Origin of the sequence: Nonomuraea sp. NPDC050790 (genome assembly GCF_044456745.1) — a bacterium.
GTDB lineage: Bacteria > Actinomycetota > Actinomycetes > Streptosporangiales > Streptosporangiaceae > Nonomuraea.
Genome location: NZ_JBITGF010000002.1, coordinates 1245810 through 1262323 on the forward strand (window position 1 = coordinate 1245810; position 16514 = coordinate 1262323).

Below are 16514 nucleotides of genomic sequence, written 5' to 3' on the forward strand. Positions count from 1 at the left end.
ATGATCCACGCTCGGAGGACCGGGCTCGGCTGGGTGTTCGTGCTGCCGTTCCTGCTCATGTTCGTCGTGTTCCACCTCGGGCCGCTGCTGGCCGGCCTCGGGATGAGCTTCACCGACTTCCGCAGCACCGACGTGGCCGACGTGCTCGGCGTCAACCCCGTCGGCGTGCAGAACTACATCCGCCTGGCCCAGGACGAGGCCATGGTCAGGGCGGCCGTCAACACGCTCGTGTTCGTGGTGGTCTGCCTGCCGCTGACGATCGGGCTGGGCCTGGCCGCGGCGGTCGCGCTCAACTCGGGGATCGGACGGCTGCCGGCCGCCTTCTTCCGCCTCGGCTACTACCTGCCGCACATCACCAGCATCATCGGCATCGCGGTCGCCTGGAAGTTTCTGCTGGAGCCGGAGGCGGGGCTGGTCAACCGGCTGCTGGAGCTGGTCGGCGTCCAGGGGCCCGCGTGGCTGCAGGACCAGAGGACGGCGCTGCCGTCCATCATCGTGATGACGGCCTGGCGCGGGTTCGGGTTCGACATGGTCGTCTTCCTGGCCGCGCTGCAGGGCATCCCGCGCGAGCTGTACGAGGCGGCCGAGGTCGACGGCGCCGGGCGGTGGCAGCGGTTCTGGTCGATCACGGTGCCGCAGCTCCGGCCGGTGATCCTGTTCTGCACCGTCTACAGCACCGTCGGCTTCCTGCAGTTCATGGAGGAGCCGCTGGTCATGACCGGCGGCGGGCCGCTCAACTCGACGCTGTCGGTGTCGCTGGCCATCTGGAAGCAGTTCGGCGTGGGCAACTACGGCTACGCCGGCGCCGCGGCCACCGTGCTGTTCACGGTGATCATCGCGCTCGCGGTGCTGCAGCTCAGGATCGGGAGGTCGCGGTGAAGCGCACCCGCAGGCAGAACGTGATCACCTACATCGGGCTCTCGACCGGCCTGCTGCTGGTGATCGGGCCGTTCCTCTGGGCGGGGCTGAGCTCGTTCAAGCCCGAGACGGAGATCCGGCGCGACCCGCCGACGCTCCTGCCCGAGACCTGGACGCTGGGCAACTACGTCGAACTCCTCGAACGCGTGCACATCGGTCAGGCGTTCGTGAACTCCATGATCGTGGCGCTCGCCATCGTGGCGGGCAACCTGCTGTTCTGCTCCATGGTCGGGTACGGCTTCGCCAAGACCCACTTTCGCGGCAAGAACGTCGTCTTCGCCCTGGTCCTGGCCCAGATGGCGGTCCCGGCGATCGTGCTCATGATGCCGCAGTTCGTACTGATCGCGAAGCTCGGCATGGTCAACACCTTCCTCGGCATCATCCTGCCCGGACTGATCAGCCCGCTGGGCGTCTTCCTGATGCGCCAGTTCATCGCCGACCTGCCCGACGAGCTGATCCACGCCGCGCGGGTGGACGGCGCGGGGGAGTTCCGGATCTTCTTCAGGATCGTGCTGCCGCTCTGCCGGCCCGCGATGGCCACGCTCGGCCTGATCACCTTCCTCGGCGCGTGGAACAACTTCCTGTGGCCCGCGGTGGTCGCGCAGTCCGAGGACCTCTACACGCTCCCGGTCGCGCTCAACATCCTCAACTTCGCCGAGGGCACCCACTACAACCTGCTGGTCGCCGGATCGGTGATCGTCATCGCGCCGATCCTCATCCTCTTCGTCTTCCTGCAGCGCTTCTTCATCCAGGGAATCGCCACCTCCGGCCTCAAGTAAGGAGCACCCGGAATGCTGCTCAACACGTTGCTGGCGGGCCTGCTGGCCGCCACGCCCGTACACGCGACAAATCCCGATTTAACGCTCTATAAGTATGCGAAGGACACCTGGCGGTCCATGAACGCCATGGTCGAGCCCGCCACCGGCCTGCCCGCCGACAAGGTCACCGGCGACCTGCGCACCCGCGCCAAGGTCACCTCGCCCACCAACATCGCCACCTACGTCTGGAGCACGCTCACCGCCCGCGACCTCGGCCTCATCGGCGCCGGCGACGCGTCCAGGCGCGTGGCCAGGGTCCTGGCCGCCCTGGACAAACTGGAGCGCAACACACCCACCGGCCAGTTCTACAACTGGTACGACCCGGCCACGCTCGAACTCGTCCGCGTCTGGCCCGACAGCGGCAACCCCATCCAGCTCTTCGCCTCCAGCGTCGACAACGGCTGGCTGGCCACCGCGCTCATGATGATCCCCAAGGCGATGCCGCAGCACGCGCGGCAGGCCGGCCGCCTGGCCCGCTCCATGAACTTCGCCTCCTACTACGACCCCGCCGCGCGCCCCGACGCCGGCACCGGCCTGCTGCGCGGCGGCTTCTCGCCGGAGAAGCCGGAGGGCTGCTCGGTGGAGAGCGACTACGCCGGCACCGGCACCGTCGTCTACTCCACCTGCCACCACTACGGCGCGCCCGCCGAGACCCGCATCGCCACCTACGTCGGCATCGCCCTCGGCCAGATTCCGCGCGAGCACTACTTCGGCATCTACCGCACCTTCCCCGACAACGCCTGCGACTGGGCCTGGCAGGACCAGAAGCCGGTCGGCTCCTGGAAGGAGCACCTGGGCGTCAAGGTCTGGGAGGGCACGTACGGCTACCGCGGCATGCGCTACGTCCCCAACTGGGGCGGCTCGATGTTCGAGGAGCTGATGCCCGACCTGGTGGTGCCCGAGTCGAAGTGGGCGCCGCGGAGCTGGGGCCGCAACCACCCGGTGTTCGTCCAGGCCCAGATCGAGCACGGCCTGCGCGAGGCCCGTTACGGCTACTGGGGCTTCTCGCCCTCCAACGACCCCCACGGCGGCTACCGCGAGTACGGCGTGGACCCGCTGGGCATGGACGCCGCCGGCTACACCACCGACAGGGAACGCACCACGACCGACCCCGGCTACGAGGGCTGCCGCCCCGCCCAGCCGGAGCCCGCGGCCTACGGTGACGGGGTCGTCACGCCGCATGCCGGGTTCCTGGCCCTGCCGTACGCGAAGAAGGCGGCCATGGAGAACCTGGCCAGGCTGAAGAAGGACTTCGACGCCTACGGACCCGGCGGCTTCTACGACGCCGTCGCGGTCAGGTCGGGCGTGGTGTCGAAGTGGTACCTGGCGCTGGACCAGGGGATGGTCATGGCCGCCCTGGGCAACGTGCTGGCCCGCGACAACATGCGCCGCTACTTCGGCACGCCCGCGGTCGAGGCGAAGCTCCGTCCGGTGATGGGGCTCGAAGAATGGGACGTCGTCCCGCCTGTCTCCTAACAGAAGAGGAACGCATTCTCGATGAGTACGGCCGATGCCGCACGCCGTGACTGGCAGGAACGTATCCACCAGGCCTCGGGGGAGGTGACACCCGTCGGCGAGATCCGCCTGCCGGCCCCGGAAGGGCTGCGGGCGGTGTCCGGCGCCGGGCACGTGACGCTGACCTGGGAGCCGGTGCCGGGCGCCATCGGGTACCTGGTGCACCGGGAGGGACAGTCGGTCAAGCAGCCCGACGTCGACGTGCCGGCCGTACCGGGGTGCCGCTACGTCGACACCGGCCAGGGCGCCGCCGCCTACACGGTGGCGGCGATCGCCGCCATGGAGGTCACCGGCGCGTTCTGCGCGCCGGTGCGCGCGGCCCCGCCGGCCGGTCCCGCCGAGGTCGCGGTCGTCGTCGAGGCCGATACGGTCACCCGCGCGCTGCCGCGCCCGTGGACCGCCATGATCGGCTCCGAGCACCTGTCCCACATGCTGTCGCGGGAGACCACCGGCGGCCGTCCCATCGGGGCCGAGCTGACGGCGGCGCTGCGGCGGATGCGGGAGGAGTTCGGCGTGGAGACCGTGCGCGCCCACGCCATCCTCTGCGACGACCTGGGGGTGTACAAGGAGGTCGACGGGGCGGCGGTCTACGACTTCACCCAGGTGGACCGGGTCTACGACACGATCATGGAGTTCGGGCTGCGGCCGGTGGTGGAGCTGGGCTACATGCCGCGCGACCTGGCCGCCGACCCGTCCAGGACGGTGTTCGGCTACGAGGCGATCATCTCGCCGCCGAAGGACTTCGAGGCGTGGGCCGACCTGGTCAGGGCGCTGGTGGAGCACCTGGTCGAGCGCTACGGCGTGCACGAGGTGGTCGAGCGCTGGTCGTTCGAGGTCTGGAACGAGGCCAACCTGGCCGTGTTCTGGTCCGGCACCCCGCAGGAGTACTTCCTGCTCTACGACGTCACGGCGGCGGCGGTCAAGAACGTCCACCCCGGCCTGCGGGTCGGCGGGCCCGCCTCGGCCGCCAACGGCTGGGTCGAGGAACTGCTCGCCCACGTGGCCGAGTCGGGCGCCGCGCTCGACTTCGTCTCCACCCACACCTACGGCAACGCCCCCCTCGACTGGCGGCCCGCCCTGGCCAGGCACGGCCGCGAGGACACCCCGATCTGGTGGACCGAGTGGGGTCCCACGCCCACGCACTTCCACGGCATCGGCGACGGCCCGTTCGGCGCGACGTTCCTGCTGCACGGCATGAAGTCGGCCGCGGGCCGGATCGCCGCGCTGTCGCACTGGGTGGCCTCCGACCACTTCGAGGAGCTGGGCCGTCCGCCGCGCCTGTTCCACGGCGGCTTCGGCCTGCTGACCGTCGGCAACCTGCGCAAGCCCCGCTACCACGCGCTCACCCTGGCCCACCGCCTCGGTGAGGAGGAGCTGGCCGTACGGGCCGAGGGCGACGCCGGCGGCGTGGAGGTCTGGGCGGCCCGCCACGGCGACGGCAGGATCGGCGTCCTGATCTGGAACGGCACGCTCAACCAGGCCCAGGCCGACGGCGCCGCCGAGCTGGCCAGGACGGTCACGCTGTCGATCCCCGGGCTGACCGGCGAACACGTCGTCACCCACCACCGCATCGACGAACGCCACTCCAACATCAGGGCGGTGTGGGAGTCGATGGGCGGCGGCGACTGGCCCGAGGGCGGTCAGTGGGACGAACTGGCCGCGGCCGACACCCTGGACGAGCTGTCCCCGCCCGCCCGGGTGTCCGGCGCGCTCACGCTGGAGTTCGAGCTGCCCATGCCGGGCGTGTCGTTCGTGGAGGTCACCCCGGCCTGAACTACTCCTTCTCGTCGTGACCGCCGAACCCCTTGCGCTGGGCGGACTGCACCTTCCCGGCGAACAGCGCCGCGCCCTGCGAGGCGAAGCGGCTGTAGAGCGCGGCGGTCAGGACGGGGGAGGGCACGCCCTCCTCGATGGCCGCGATGCTGGTCCAGCGGCCTTCGCCGGAGTCCGAGACCCGGCCGGCGTACGACTCCAGCTCAGGATCGGCGTACAGGGCGGCGGCGGTCAGGTCCAGCAGCCACGAGCCGATCACGCTGCCCCGCCGCCACACCTCGGCCACGTCGGCCAGGTCGATCGCGTCGTACTGGTAGTACTGCGGGTCGCGCAGCGGGGCCGTCTCGGCGTCGGCCTCGCGCACGTGCAGGCCCGCGCCCGCGCCGCCGATCACGCTCAGCCCCTCGGCGTAGGCGGCCATGACGGCGTACTCGATGCCGTTGTGGACCATCTTCACGAAATGTCCCGCCCCGGGTGGCCCGCAGTGCAGCCAGCCCTGCTCGGCCGCCGACGGCGCGCCCGTCCTTCCAGGGGTACGGCCGGCCGACTCCACCCCCGGCGCCAGCGCGGCGAGCACCGGCTCGACCAGCTTCACCGCCTCGTCGTCGCCGCCGACCATCAGGCAGTAGCCACGGTCCAGGCCCCAGACGCCGCCGCTGGTGCCCACGTCCACGTAGTGCAGGCCCCGGTCGCCGGCGTCACGGGCGCGGTCCACGTCGTCGCGGTAGTAGGAGTTGCCGCCGTCGATGACGACGTCGCCCGGCTCCAGCAGGCCGAACAGGTTGTGCGCCGCCTGCCCGGTGACGGCGGCGGGCAGCATCAGCCAGACGACCCTCGGGGACGGCAGCGCGCGTACCAGCTCCTCGATCGAGGCGGCGGGCTGGGCGCCCTCGGCGGCCAGCGCCTCGACGGCGGCGGGGGCGCGGTCGAACACCACGCACTCGTGGCCGGCGCGCATGATCCGGCGCGTCATGTTCGCGCCCATCCGGCCCAGGCCCACCATTGCGATCTTCATGCCCGTCACCCTCCCCGTGGACGGGTAATGGCATGTCCGCCTATGTCCCTTGAGGGACTTGACCCCAGCCCGCCTCCACGGAGCGGCGGCAGCGCTCCTCCTCGTCGCCCGCGCTGACGAACAGCGCGGTCAGCAGAGGTACGGCATGGCCCAGCGCCGCACCGGGCAGCGGCCCCGTGGCCACCAGCGAGGCCAACCCGTGGCCGATGACCCAGCTACGCGTGGCCAGCTCCAGCGGGTCGGTGCCGGGGCGGAAGCGGCCGCCCGCCGTGGCCCGCTCGGCCGCCTGGACGAGCAGGTGGAGCGAGGCGTCGGCCGCCGCGGCGTCCTCCAGCTCAAAGCCGGCGTCGAACATGACCCGGTAGAGGTCCGGGTCGCCGAGCGCGGCCGCGGTGTAGGCGGCGCCGAGCGCGGCCAGGTCGCGGACCGGGTCCTCGGTGGGCGCGAGCGCCGACAGCCGGGCGGCCAGCCGGGTGAAACCCTCCTGGCGCGTGGCCGACCACAGGCCGTCCATGCCGCCGAAGTGCGTGTAGACGGCCATCGTGGAGACGCCCGTGCCCTCGACGAGGGAGCGGAGCGTGATCGGCTGCCGGGTGCGCAGCATGTGCGCCGCCCGGTCGATGAGGAGCGTGCGGACCGCCGGATCCTTCGTGCGTGGCATGCCCTCTAGCATACATAGCATAGCTATGTTATGTTACGGGACATGAGCGTAACGCTGCACAACCCCGACGGGCTGCCGAAGCCTGATGTCTACCGCCAGCTCTCCGTCGCGACCGGTTCGCGGCTCGTCTTCCTCGCCGGGCAGGTCGCCCGCGCGGCCGACGGCTCGAAGGTGGGCGAGGGCGACCTCGCCGCCCAGGTCGAGCAGTCCTACCTCAACATCGCCACCGCGCTCGCCGGAGTAGGCGGCACCTTCGACGACGTCGCCAAGCTCACCGTCTACGTCGTGGACTGGAGCCCGGACAAGCTGCCGCTCCTGGGCGAGGGCGTCGCGCGGGCGGCGGCGAGGCTCGGCGTCGACCCGGTCAAGCCGATCACCCTGCTGGGCGTGGCCGCGCTGGGCGAGCCCGACCTGCTCGTCGAGGTGGAGGCCACGGCTGTGCTGCCTTAGGTTCCGGCGGGTAGCCGCAGGACGCCGCCCTGGTCCCTGACGTCCTCCACCACGCGCATGTCGCCGACCGGGTCGCCCTGCGGGTCCACCGTCATCGCGACGGCCTTGTCGCCCACGCACTTCTGCCGCTGGGACTCGCAGAACAGCACGTACCCCACCAGCCGGTCCACGCGCCCCGGCCGCAGGCGCCACAGCCCGACCACGCCGCCGACCATCGCGCCGGGACGGTTGGCGGCCAGCCACGTGGTCGCGCCCGCCCGTGCCCGCTTCTCGAACTCCTGCCGCTGGTCGAAGGGCCGCACGATCCGCGCGGACGGCTCCCCTCCCGGCGAGTAGGAGGCGACCAGGTACGCCTGCCTGGACAGCGCGGCCAGCACCTTCGTCTCGGTCATCCGCAGGAACGTCGGCAGCCCCTCCCCGCCCCGCGGTCGCTGGGCCGCGACGGCCGGGGTGGCGAAGTTCACCGAGAGCGCCCGGTCCGTGCCGACGCACGCGCGTACCGTGCCGAGGAACGACGCGATGGTCGCGTTGGTGGGCTCGGCCTCGATCCACACCTCCGAAAGCGGAGTGTTGGCGGCGATGACAGGGTGCCCGCAGCTCTGGAACCCGCCGGCCAGCTTCCGCCAGTTGGCCCCGAGCTCCTTGCCCTTCCGCACCGCCGCCGCGAGCTGGCTCTCGCACGGCTTGCGGTCGCAGGTGCCCTTCTCGGCGTCGATCCGCAGGCGTACGACGGTGTCGGGGTCCCCGGCCAGCGCGAACGTGACCTCCGACCCGCTGGTCTCGGGGAACAGGTTGCGCGCCCCGACGACCTTGAGCTGTCCGGGATAGAGCTTGGCTGCCAGCTCCTCGGCCCGCCCCCGGTCGTCGCCGGTGCCCAGCGAGCATCCTCCAGCCAGCACGACCACCCCAAGCGGCCCCGCCGCCCACCGCCGCATAGAACGCTCCATGACAGATCACCTTAAACCCCACAGCCCAACCTGGGACAGAGGTCCAAGGCCAACCCCGCAAGCCTCACACCCCCGCCCGTGTTGAAGTGACCTGACCTTGTGGGACGGGTTTCCCGGTGGATGGGCTGGGCGACATGTGGGGATCTGGGGTCAGAGCTGCCAGATGCCGGCGAGGCCGCGGGCGGCGAGGCGGGGCGGGACGGCGCGGAGCAGCGTGTCGCGGAGCCATGCCTTCGCGCCGGTCTGGGAGGTGAGGCGGGACTGCCGGTCGGAGGCCAGCATGAGGCGGTTGGCCCGGGGACGGCGTTCGGCGTCGTAGCGGAGCAGGCGCGAGGGGACGTCCGCCGGAGCGGCGCCGGTCAGGTGGCGGGCCAGGGCGGCGGCGTCCTCGAACGCCTGACCGGCGCCCTGGCCGAGATCGGGGGTCATGGCGTGGGCGGCGTCCCCGAGCAGGGCGATCCTGCCCAGGGCGAAGGTGGGCAGCGGCTCGGCGAGGCGGGCGATCGGGTCGACGTAGACGTCCTCGGCGGGGGTGGCGGCGATCAGGGCGGGGACCGCGGGGTGCCAGTCCCGCATCAGGTCGAGCATCTGCTGCTTGGCCTGCTCCAACGTGGGCGTTGGGTGGGGGAGGGCGGAGTCGGTGAACCAGTACAGGCGGTTCCGGTCGACCGGGAACAGGCCGAACATGGCGCCGGTCCGGCGGTCGATCAGGATGGAGGCGATCAGGCCGTCCACGTCCAGACCGGCGGGCGCGGGCAGCATGCCGCGCAGGTCCAGGCGGCCGATCCGGCGGATGCCCGGATGTCCGGGGAACAACCGGGCGCGAAGGCGGCTGCCGATACCGTCGGCCACGATCGCCGCGTCGGCGTGGGTCAGGGTCCGTCCGCCGCTGATCACGGCCACTTCGTCGCCTGCGGGCTCCAGGTGGTCGATCGGGGTCGCGGTGTGGATCGCGTCCGGCGGGAGCGGCGCGCGTAGTAACTGGTGGAGGTCCGTCCGGGTCACGCTCACGGCCATGCCCACCGTCACCTGCGCCGACCTGGCGTCGGTCACCAGGATCGGGCGCCCGCGCCGGTCCCGCAGCCCGGCGGAGGCCGCGGTCACGGCATGGTCGCGCAGGCGGCCGGTCAGGTCGAGGCGGTCCAGGGCGCGCAGGCCGTTGGGGGCGATGACGATGGCGGTGCCCGCCTCCCTGAGTTCGGCGGCGCGCTCGTACACGATCACCTCGTGACCGGCGCGGCGCAGCCCTGCCGCCGCCGCCAATCCGCCCAGTCCGGCGCCCGCCACCACGATCCGCATGAGCTTCCTCCACTACGGTCGTCCTAGTACGTCTAGTGTTATCATGGCCGGGTGCCGCCCACCAATCCGGCCCGTCGCAGGGCCCTGACCGACGCCGCCATCCGGCTCCTCGCCGAGTCCGGCGTCCACGGCCTGACCCACCGGGCCGTGGAACAGGCCGCCGACCTCCCGCAGGGCACCGCCTCCAACTACTTCCGCACCAGGGAGGCGCTGCTGCTGGCCGTGGCCGAGCGGGTCAGCGAGCTGCACCTGGCCGACATGGCCGAGGCCACCCGGCACGCCGCCCCCGCCGCCGATCTCGGTCAGGTCGCCGACCTGCTGGCGGAGTCGCTGCTCGGGGCGGCGACCACGCTCCGCACCCGCTACCTGGCGATCTTCGAGCTCCAGTTGGAGGCGGTCCGCCGCCCCGCGATGGCCGCCGCTCTGGCCGGGCTCCAGGACGCCGCCCTGAACTTCACCGCCGGCGTCCACGCCGAACACGCCCTGCCCATCCCGAGGGAGAAGGTCGCGACGCTGGTCGCGTTGTACGCGGGCGCCCTGTTCACCCTGGTCACGGCGCCGCCGGCGACGGTCACCAAGGAGGGTGCCCGGGAGCTGGCCCACGCCATCGTCCATGGCACACTGTCCGGGGCCTGACGCCCGTGAGGCCGTGTTGTCACACACCGGCGGCGGCCGGCGTCTCGTGTACGAGCACAGGCGAACAGGTTGGAGCCAGGCATGGACGAGCGCGGCGAGACGGGCGAAGCCGGAGGCGGCGGGATGGACCCGGCGACCGAAATGTTCGTCACACACCGCAACCTGCTGTTCACCGTCGCCTACGAGATGCTCGGATCGGCCGCCGACGCCGAGGACGTCCTGCAGGAGACCTGGCTGCGGTGGATGAAGGTCGACCTCGACCAGGTACGCGACCAGCGCGCCTACCTGGTCAGGATCACGACGAGGCGGGCCCTTGACCGGCTGCGCGCCCTGAGCCGCCGCAAGGAGGAGTACGTCGGCTCCTGGCTGCCGGAGCCGCTGCTCACCACGCCGGACGTGGCCGAGGACGTCGAGCTGGCCGAGAGCGTGTCGATGGCGCTCATGATCGTCTTGGAGACGCTGTCACCGACGGAACGTGCCGTCTTCGTGCTGCGCGAGGCGTTCGGGTTCAGCCACGACGAGATCGCGGCCGCCGTGGGCAAGAACCCCGCCGCGGTACGCCAGATCGCGCACCGGGCACGTACGCACGTCGACGCCCGCCGTCCCCGGGAAGAGGTCACCCCGCGCCAGACCCGGGCCGTGCTGGAGTCGTTCCAGCGCGCGTTCGAGACCAGCGACCTTCAGGGCCTGCTCGACATCCTCGCCCCTGACGTCGTCCTGATCAGCGACGGCGGCGGCATCAAGCAGGCCGCGCCCTGGCCGATCACCGGCGCCGGAAAGGTGGCCCGCTTCATCGTCGGCGGGCTCGGCAAGGCGCAGGTCGCGCTCACCAGCGTCCACTCGCTGGTCAACGGCAGCCCGGCCATCGTGCTCAGCGTCAACGGCGAGGTCGACGGCGTCATCGCGGTCCGGGTCGAGGACGAGCGCATCTCCGGCCTCTACTACGTCCGCAACCCGGAGAAGCTGACCCGCATCGCCAGCGAGACCCCGCTGTCGCTGAGCTGATCCGGTCAGGACGTTGTCCACGATCTTGACAGTTCCCGGTGGCGTAGTTATGACATGACCGAAACTGCCACCCCGATCGCTTGTCGCCGCATCGCACTCTTGATCGACTCTCCTCGTCAGGGAGAGAGGAAGACAAGCATGGTAGGCAGAACGTTGGTCGCGGCAGCCGTCCTGGCGGCGGCGCTGGCCGCGACCCCGTCGGCTGGCGCCGAAACAGACTTAACCGACGCTGCCGCTGCGAAGAGCGTCACGCTGGTCACCGGCGACCGGGTGAGCGTGGAGGGCGGAAGGATCACGTTCACCGCCGGTCCCGGCCGGACGAACGTCCGCTACATCACCGAGGGCACCAAGGACGACTGGACGCTCATCCCGCTCGACGTCGCGGGCGACGTGGCCAGAGGCGTGCTCGACCGCAACCTCTTCCGGGTCCCGCAACTGATCAAGGACGGTCTCGGCGAGAAGCGGCTGCCGCTGATCGTGCAGTACCGCCAGGGCGCGGCGCCGATGACGGCGCTGTCCGGCGCGCGTCCGCTGGCCGCCATCAACGCCGTCGCCACCGAAGGCGCCACCTGGGCCCAGCTCAGCCAGGACCGGTCGGTGAGCAAGGTGTGGCTGGACGCGCCGGTCAAGGCCACGCTCGACCGCAGCGTGCCGCAGGTCGGCGCGCCGGAGGCGTGGAAGGCCGGATTCACCGGCGAGGGCGTCAAGGTGGCCGTCCTGGACACCGGCGTCGACGACAGCCACCCCGACCTGGCCGGACGCGTGGAGGCGGCGGCCAACTTCAGCGAGAGCGCCGACGCCGTGGACCGCGACGGCCACGGCACCCACGTCGCCTCCACCATCGCCGGCCAGGGCGCGGCCAAGGGCGTCGCGCCAGGCGTGCGGCTGCTCAACGGCAAGGTGCTCGACGACGGCGGCCGCGGCTACACCTCCGACATCATCGAGGGCATCGAGTGGGCCGCCCAGCAGGGCGCCAAGGTCGTCAACATGAGCCTCGGCGCACCGGACCAGGAGGGCCTGGACCCGCTGGAGCAGACCGTCGAGCGGATCTCCGCCGAGCGTGACGTCCTGTTCGTCATCGCGGCGGGCAACGACGGCCCCCGGCCGGGCAGCCTCGGCAGCCCCGGCAGCGCCGACGCGGCGCTCACCGTCGGCGCCGTGGACGTGGAGGACAAGCTCGCCACCTTCTCCAGCCGCGGTCCCCGCGCGGGCGACTACGCGCTCAAGCCCGACCTGACCGCTCCCGGCGTGGCCATCAACGCCGCCGAGGCGGGCACCGGCGGGCACGTGCGCATGTCCGGAACCTCGATGGCCACCCCGCACGTCGCCGGCGCCGCGGCCATCCTCGCCCAGCAGCACCCCGCCTGGACCTCCAAGGAGATCAAGGCCGCGCTGGTCGGCTCGGTCAAGACCGGGGGCAGCGTCTGGGAGCACGGCACCGGCCGCCTCGACGTGGCCAAGGCGGTACGGCAGGGCGTCACCGCCGACGCCGGCACACTCGCCTTCGGCCACCTGCGCTGGCCGTACGAGGACAAGGGGATCGAGCGCACCCTCACCTACCGCAACGCGGGCACCGCGCCCGTCACCCTGAACCTCGCGCTGGAGGCCACCGACCTCGCGGGCAAGGCCGCGCCGCAGGGCGTGTTCGCGCTGTCTGCCGCGCAGGTCACCGTGCCGGCGGGCGGCAGCGCCCCGGTCACCGTGACCGTCGCGCCCACGGCGGCCACCCCCACCGCGTACGGCGGGCGGATCACCGCCACCGCCGACGGCGTGAGCCTGTCGACGCTGGTCAGCTTCGCCAAGGAGCCGGAGAGCTACAACCTGCACGTCAAGCTGATCGACCAGCTCGGCACCGTCCCCGACGACGCTGAGGACTTCATGCCGATGACGCTGATGCCGGAGGACGGCGGCCCGCTCATCCAGATGGGCATCAACCACGGTGACAGCGAAGGCCCGATCCGGGTTCCGGCCGGCCGCTACCTGGCGTACACCGTCATGCGGACCCACTTCCCCGACGGCCACTCCGAGCTCAGCGTCGTGCCCATCACCGGCCTGGAGGTGAAGGCCGACCGCGAGGTCGTCTTCGACGCCAGGACCGCCAAGATGATGGAGGTCAAGACCGACCGGCAGGACGCCAGGACGGCCGGCGAGGAGTTCGTGTTCTTCCAGAAGCGCACGGACGGCAAGGAATGGGCGGCCGGCTTCTCCATCGACCGCTTCTCCCTGCCGCGCAACGTTTCGCCGGACCCGCTGCGCTTCCGCGTCGCGCCGACGACCGCGAAGACGGCCGGGTTCCGCTTCGAGAAGTTCACGCAGCTCGCCGCCCTGCGTGCGGACGGCCGGTTCACCGACAGCCCGTACGTGTACAACCTGGTGCTGCGCAAGGACGGCATGGTGCCGGGCGAGCTGCGGATGCGTGACCGCGAGCTGGGCCGGGTCAGCGCCGACCTGGCCACCCTGCGGGCGGGCGCCACCGGAGCCCCGGGCGCCGGACCCACGGCCGGCGGGCCCCTGGGCGACGGCTACACCGGCTGGAGCCAGGTGGTCACGGCCCTGCCCATGACCCAGACCTGGTACTTCACCCCCGGCATCCCCTGGGAGCGCGCCTTCGAGACGATGCCGAACGGGCGACTTCACCAGACCATCGAGCACGCCGACGCGCGCACCTACCGCGCCGGACGACGTGAGCACGAGCGATGGAACTCCGGAGTCGTCGGTACGGCCCTGCGCGACCGGACCCTGGTGACCAGGACCGACACCGAGTTCAAGGTCGGCAACCTGCCCCTGTGGCACGCGGCGGGACGCGACCGCGTCACCGGCAGCAGCGACTACGGCTCGGGCACCACCACGCTGCTGCGCGACGGCAAGGTCGTCGGGTCGGCGAAGCAGTTGCCCGACTACACCGTGACGCTGCCCGTCGCGTCCGGCTCGGGGCGCTTCCAGCTCCGCGTCGAGGGCACGGCCGACCCCGCGGCCACCGAGCTGTCGGCCAAGCTCATCACCGAGTGGTCGTTCACCTCGGCGGGCGCCGGTGCGGTGCCGCTGTTCGTCCTGCGCGCCGAGCCCGAGCTGGACCTGAACAACGCCACGCGGCCGGGCCTGATGGCGCTGCCGCTGCGGCTGGAGCGCATGGAGGGCGCGAACAAGCCGATCACCCGGGTCACGGCCGAGTTCTCCGCCGACGGCCGCACGTGGCATCGGGCCGCCGTGGTGCCGGCGGGGCGTGACTCGTGGCGCGCGCTGCTGCTGAACCTGCCGCGCTCGGGCGACTCGGTGTCGTTGCGCCTGACGGCACGCGACAGCGCGGGCGCGACGGTCAGCCAGACCGTCGAACGCGCCTTCCGGCTGCGCTGACCCCACGGGCTGATCCGGTGACCCACCACCGGATCAGCCCTCGTGGTACGCCCCCAAGCCCGTCCCGGATGCCCGGCTTGACCATGGCCCGTGTCGGGGTCGCGCTGAATGCCCAACCCGGGAAAGCCCGCTCGGCCACCCGTAGCGGTGACCAGTCCGGTCCGGCGGCCGGGTCGAGGCAACGCCGGAACGGCGCAGTGGCCCGGTGGCTGAGGCAGGAGCGGACGGCATGCCCGTGGACAACCCGGCGACCGGGCCCGGCCCAGCGGCTGGGTCGCGAGAGGCAGGCTCGCAGCCGTCTCCGGCCGGCGCTCCGGGGCGTCGCCGCGTCCCGGCCGGGCAGGGAGGCCGCGGCCACGGGTGGTGTGGCCCCCGAGGCCGGGCGTGGCCGTGCCCCTTGGGTGGTGGGGCCTCCGAGCCTGAGCGTGGTCCTTCCCCAGAGGTGTGGTCCCGTGGCAGGGGCGGGGCAGGGGGTCAGAGGTAGGGGCGGGTGGCGGTTACCAGGTCGGGGGTGGCGTCGCGGGTGTCGACGTACAGGGCGGTGTCCGGGGTGCGTTCGCGGATGTCGCGGTCCCGGATCGCGAAGACCGCGGGAGCGGCGGCCCCGGCGCCGTAGCGGCTGGAGATGGCCGTGGTGGCGGCCCGCCGTACGTCGGCGACGACCTGGCGGCTGTCGTGCCCGGCGCCCGACGCGGCTACATACCCCAGCATCGCCGCGAAGCGCAGCTCGGTCTCCGAGGCGGGACGCTGCTGCGGCAGGACGGGCCGGTCCAGCCAGAAGACCTTACCGGCGAGGAACGCGTCATAGGGCAGCTCGCGCGCCGTCTCCACCAGGAGCGCGCCGAACCCGGCCAGGTCGGCGTCCGGCGGCAGGTCCGTCGTGACGAGCAACGGCACGATCAGCGAATCGAGCATGGCAGGCACCCTTCCGTGAGGTCGCTCATCGTAGGGGGCGGCACCGACATTCTCACGCGGCACGCGGCGGTTTGGTCCAGGTGAGGGAGTAGCGCCACAGCAGGCGCCGCCGCCACCTGGCCCCGGGCAGCAGGGCGAGGGCTTCGCGGCGGACGGCGGACCAGGTCATCGTGGGCTCGGCGACGGGCGCGTTCTGGACCGCGCCGCCGTGGACGCGGGAGGCGACCTGGTGCTTGACCACGCTCATCCCGTCGATCACCCAGTCCAGGGGAGTGGCGTTGCGGGCCAGGCCGATGACGACGAGCCGGCCGCCGGGGCGCAGCAGCCGGGACATCCTGGTCAGCGCGCCGGTGAAGTCCATGTGGTGGATGGTGGCGACCGAGGTGACGAAGTCGTACGACGACTCGGGCAGGTCGGCGGTGAGGAAGTCGGCCAGGAGGTAGTCGGGGCGGCCGCCGGCTGCCTTGGCGGCGGCGATCATCTCGGGGGAGACGTCGAGGCCGGTGACGCCGGCGGAGCGGGCGGACAGCTCGCGGGCCAGGAGTCCGTCCCCGCAGCCCACGTCCAGCGCCCGCGCGCATCCGGCGGGCACGTTCGCCAGGACGAAGGGGTGGAAGGCGATGTTGTGGTTCCACATCGGCGTCACTCTAGACGTAGAGGGAGTTCCATTCGTCCACGATGGCCGAGTGGACGATGGAGTCGCGCCAGCCCTCAGGGGCGAGCACGTGGTGCCGGATCCTGCCCTCCTCGATCATCCCGGCGGTCAGCATCGCGAGCTGGGCCGGGATGTTGGCGGGTGAGCGGGCGCCCCAGATGCGGTGCAGGCCCAGCGACCGGAAGCCGAAGCCTAAAAGGAGCCTGATCAGGTCGGTCCCGATCCCGCGCCCCCACTGGTCGGGTCGCAGGCCGAGGCCGATCTCCGCGCTGTGCGGGTGGTCGGCCTCGACGTGCAGGCGCGCGACCCCGATCACACCGTGGTGGTCGGGATCGGTCACGGCCAGGAGGTAGAGGCGCCGGGGTTCGGTCGCGGCTGCGGCCATCGCTTCCTCGACGATCCCGGCGACCTCGTCGAGGGATCGTGGATTGAACGGCAGATGCTCGGTGGCCGCGCGGTTGCCGTAGATGGCGTGCAGGGCGTCGACGTCGGCAGGGGTGACGTCCCGCAGCCCGAGACGCTCGCCGACGACGTTGACGCAGTGCATGCGCTG

At 71.9% G+C, this 16514-nt stretch carries 15 protein-coding genes; 8 read left to right on the forward strand and 7 right to left on the reverse strand.

What is annotated here, in order from left to right:
• From ACIBEJ_RS14170 to ACIBEJ_RS14185, 4 genes are read left to right on the forward strand one after another with little or no spacing between them, the layout of a single operon-like run.
• Positions 1-879 carry a carbohydrate ABC transporter permease gene (locus ACIBEJ_RS14170; protein ID WP_397183093.1) on the forward strand — a complete coding sequence of 293 codons (879 nt, stop codon included), beginning with the start codon at positions 1-3 and terminating at the stop codon, positions 877-879.
• The gene (locus tag ACIBEJ_RS14175; RefSeq protein ID WP_397183094.1) at positions 876-1697 is read left to right on the forward strand and encodes a carbohydrate ABC transporter permease; all 822 of its coding nucleotides are present in this window, start codon (positions 876-878) and stop codon (positions 1695-1697) included. The genes ACIBEJ_RS14170 and ACIBEJ_RS14175 overlap by 4 nt, the downstream gene beginning before the upstream one ends.
• 12 nt (positions 1698-1709) lie before the next feature.
• Positions 1710-3212 carry a glucoamylase family protein gene (locus tag ACIBEJ_RS14180; RefSeq protein ID WP_397183095.1) on the forward strand — a complete coding sequence of 501 codons (1503 nt, stop codon included), beginning with the start codon at positions 1710-1712 and terminating at the stop codon, positions 3210-3212.
• Positions 3213-3233: 21 nt separating this feature from the next.
• Positions 3234-5024, forward strand: coding sequence for a hypothetical protein (locus ACIBEJ_RS14185; RefSeq protein ID WP_397183096.1), 1791 nt, complete (start codon positions 3234-3236; stop codon positions 5022-5024).
• 1 nt (position 5025) lies between these two features.
• On the opposite strand, the gene gnd is transcribed toward ACIBEJ_RS14185, so the two are convergent.
• Entirely contained in the window at positions 5026-6039 is a 1014-nt protein-coding gene (gnd, locus tag ACIBEJ_RS14190) for a phosphogluconate dehydrogenase (NAD(+)-dependent, decarboxylating) (protein WP_397183097.1), read from the reverse strand.
• A gap of 40 nt (positions 6040-6079) precedes the next feature.
• Positions 6080-6700, reverse strand: coding sequence for a TetR/AcrR family transcriptional regulator (locus ACIBEJ_RS14195; RefSeq protein WP_397183098.1), 621 nt, complete (start codon positions 6698-6700; stop codon positions 6080-6082).
• A gap of 42 nt (positions 6701-6742) precedes the next feature.
• Here ACIBEJ_RS14195 and ACIBEJ_RS14200 point away from each other — a divergent pair, with 42 nt between their 5' ends.
• Positions 6743-7150 carry a RidA family protein gene (locus tag ACIBEJ_RS14200; protein WP_397183099.1) on the forward strand — a complete coding sequence of 136 codons (408 nt, stop codon included), beginning with the start codon at positions 6743-6745 and terminating at the stop codon, positions 7148-7150.
• Here the strand turns inward: ACIBEJ_RS14200 and ACIBEJ_RS14205 are convergent.
• Together ACIBEJ_RS14205 and ACIBEJ_RS14210 are read right to left on the reverse strand one after the other, a co-directional pair.
• The gene (locus tag ACIBEJ_RS14205; RefSeq protein WP_397183100.1) at positions 7147-8097 is read right to left on the reverse strand and encodes an SCO7460 family lipoprotein; all 951 of its coding nucleotides are present in this window, start codon (positions 8095-8097) and stop codon (positions 7147-7149) included. The genes ACIBEJ_RS14200 and ACIBEJ_RS14205 overlap by 4 nt on opposite strands.
• A 150-nt stretch (positions 8098-8247) precedes the next feature.
• Positions 8248-9396: an FAD-dependent monooxygenase gene (locus ACIBEJ_RS14210; protein ID WP_397183101.1), complete on the reverse strand. Its 1149-nt coding sequence runs from the start codon at positions 9394-9396 to the stop codon at positions 8248-8250.
• Between the two features lie 51 nt (positions 9397-9447).
• On the opposite strand from ACIBEJ_RS14210, the gene ACIBEJ_RS14215 reads away from it, so the two are divergent.
• The 3 genes from ACIBEJ_RS14215 (at position 9448) to ACIBEJ_RS14225 (ending at position 14391) form a co-directional block, all read left to right on the forward strand.
• Complete coding sequence (locus tag ACIBEJ_RS14215; RefSeq protein ID WP_397183102.1) at positions 9448-10032, forward strand: TetR/AcrR family transcriptional regulator; 585 nt, start codon at positions 9448-9450, stop codon at positions 10030-10032.
• Between the two features lie 81 nt (positions 10033-10113).
• Complete coding sequence (locus ACIBEJ_RS14220; RefSeq protein ID WP_397183103.1) at positions 10114-11037, forward strand: RNA polymerase sigma-70 factor; 924 nt, start codon at positions 10114-10116, stop codon at positions 11035-11037.
• Between the two features lie 138 nt (positions 11038-11175).
• Positions 11176-14391, forward strand: a complete 3216-nt coding sequence (locus ACIBEJ_RS14225; RefSeq protein WP_397183104.1) for a S8 family peptidase — start codon at positions 11176-11178, stop codon at positions 14389-14391.
• A 474-nt stretch (positions 14392-14865) separates the two neighbouring features.
• Here the strand turns inward: ACIBEJ_RS14225 and ACIBEJ_RS14230 are convergent, their stop codons facing one another.
• The 3 genes from ACIBEJ_RS14230 to ACIBEJ_RS14240 are packed head-to-tail and all read right to left on the reverse strand — an operon-like array spanning position 14866 to position 16508.
• On the reverse strand, positions 14866-15306 hold the full coding sequence (locus ACIBEJ_RS14230; RefSeq protein ID WP_397183105.1) for a hypothetical protein: 441 nt from the start codon (positions 15304-15306) through the stop codon (positions 14866-14868).
• 52 nt (positions 15307-15358) lie between these two features.
• Positions 15359-15943, reverse strand: a complete 585-nt coding sequence (locus tag ACIBEJ_RS14235) for a class I SAM-dependent methyltransferase (protein WP_397183107.1) — start codon at positions 15941-15943, stop codon at positions 15359-15361.
• 10 nt (positions 15944-15953) lie between these two features.
• Positions 15954-16508, reverse strand: a complete 555-nt coding sequence (locus tag ACIBEJ_RS14240) for a GNAT family N-acetyltransferase (protein WP_397183108.1) — start codon at positions 16506-16508, stop codon at positions 15954-15956.
• Positions 16509-16514: the final 6 nt, after the last annotated feature.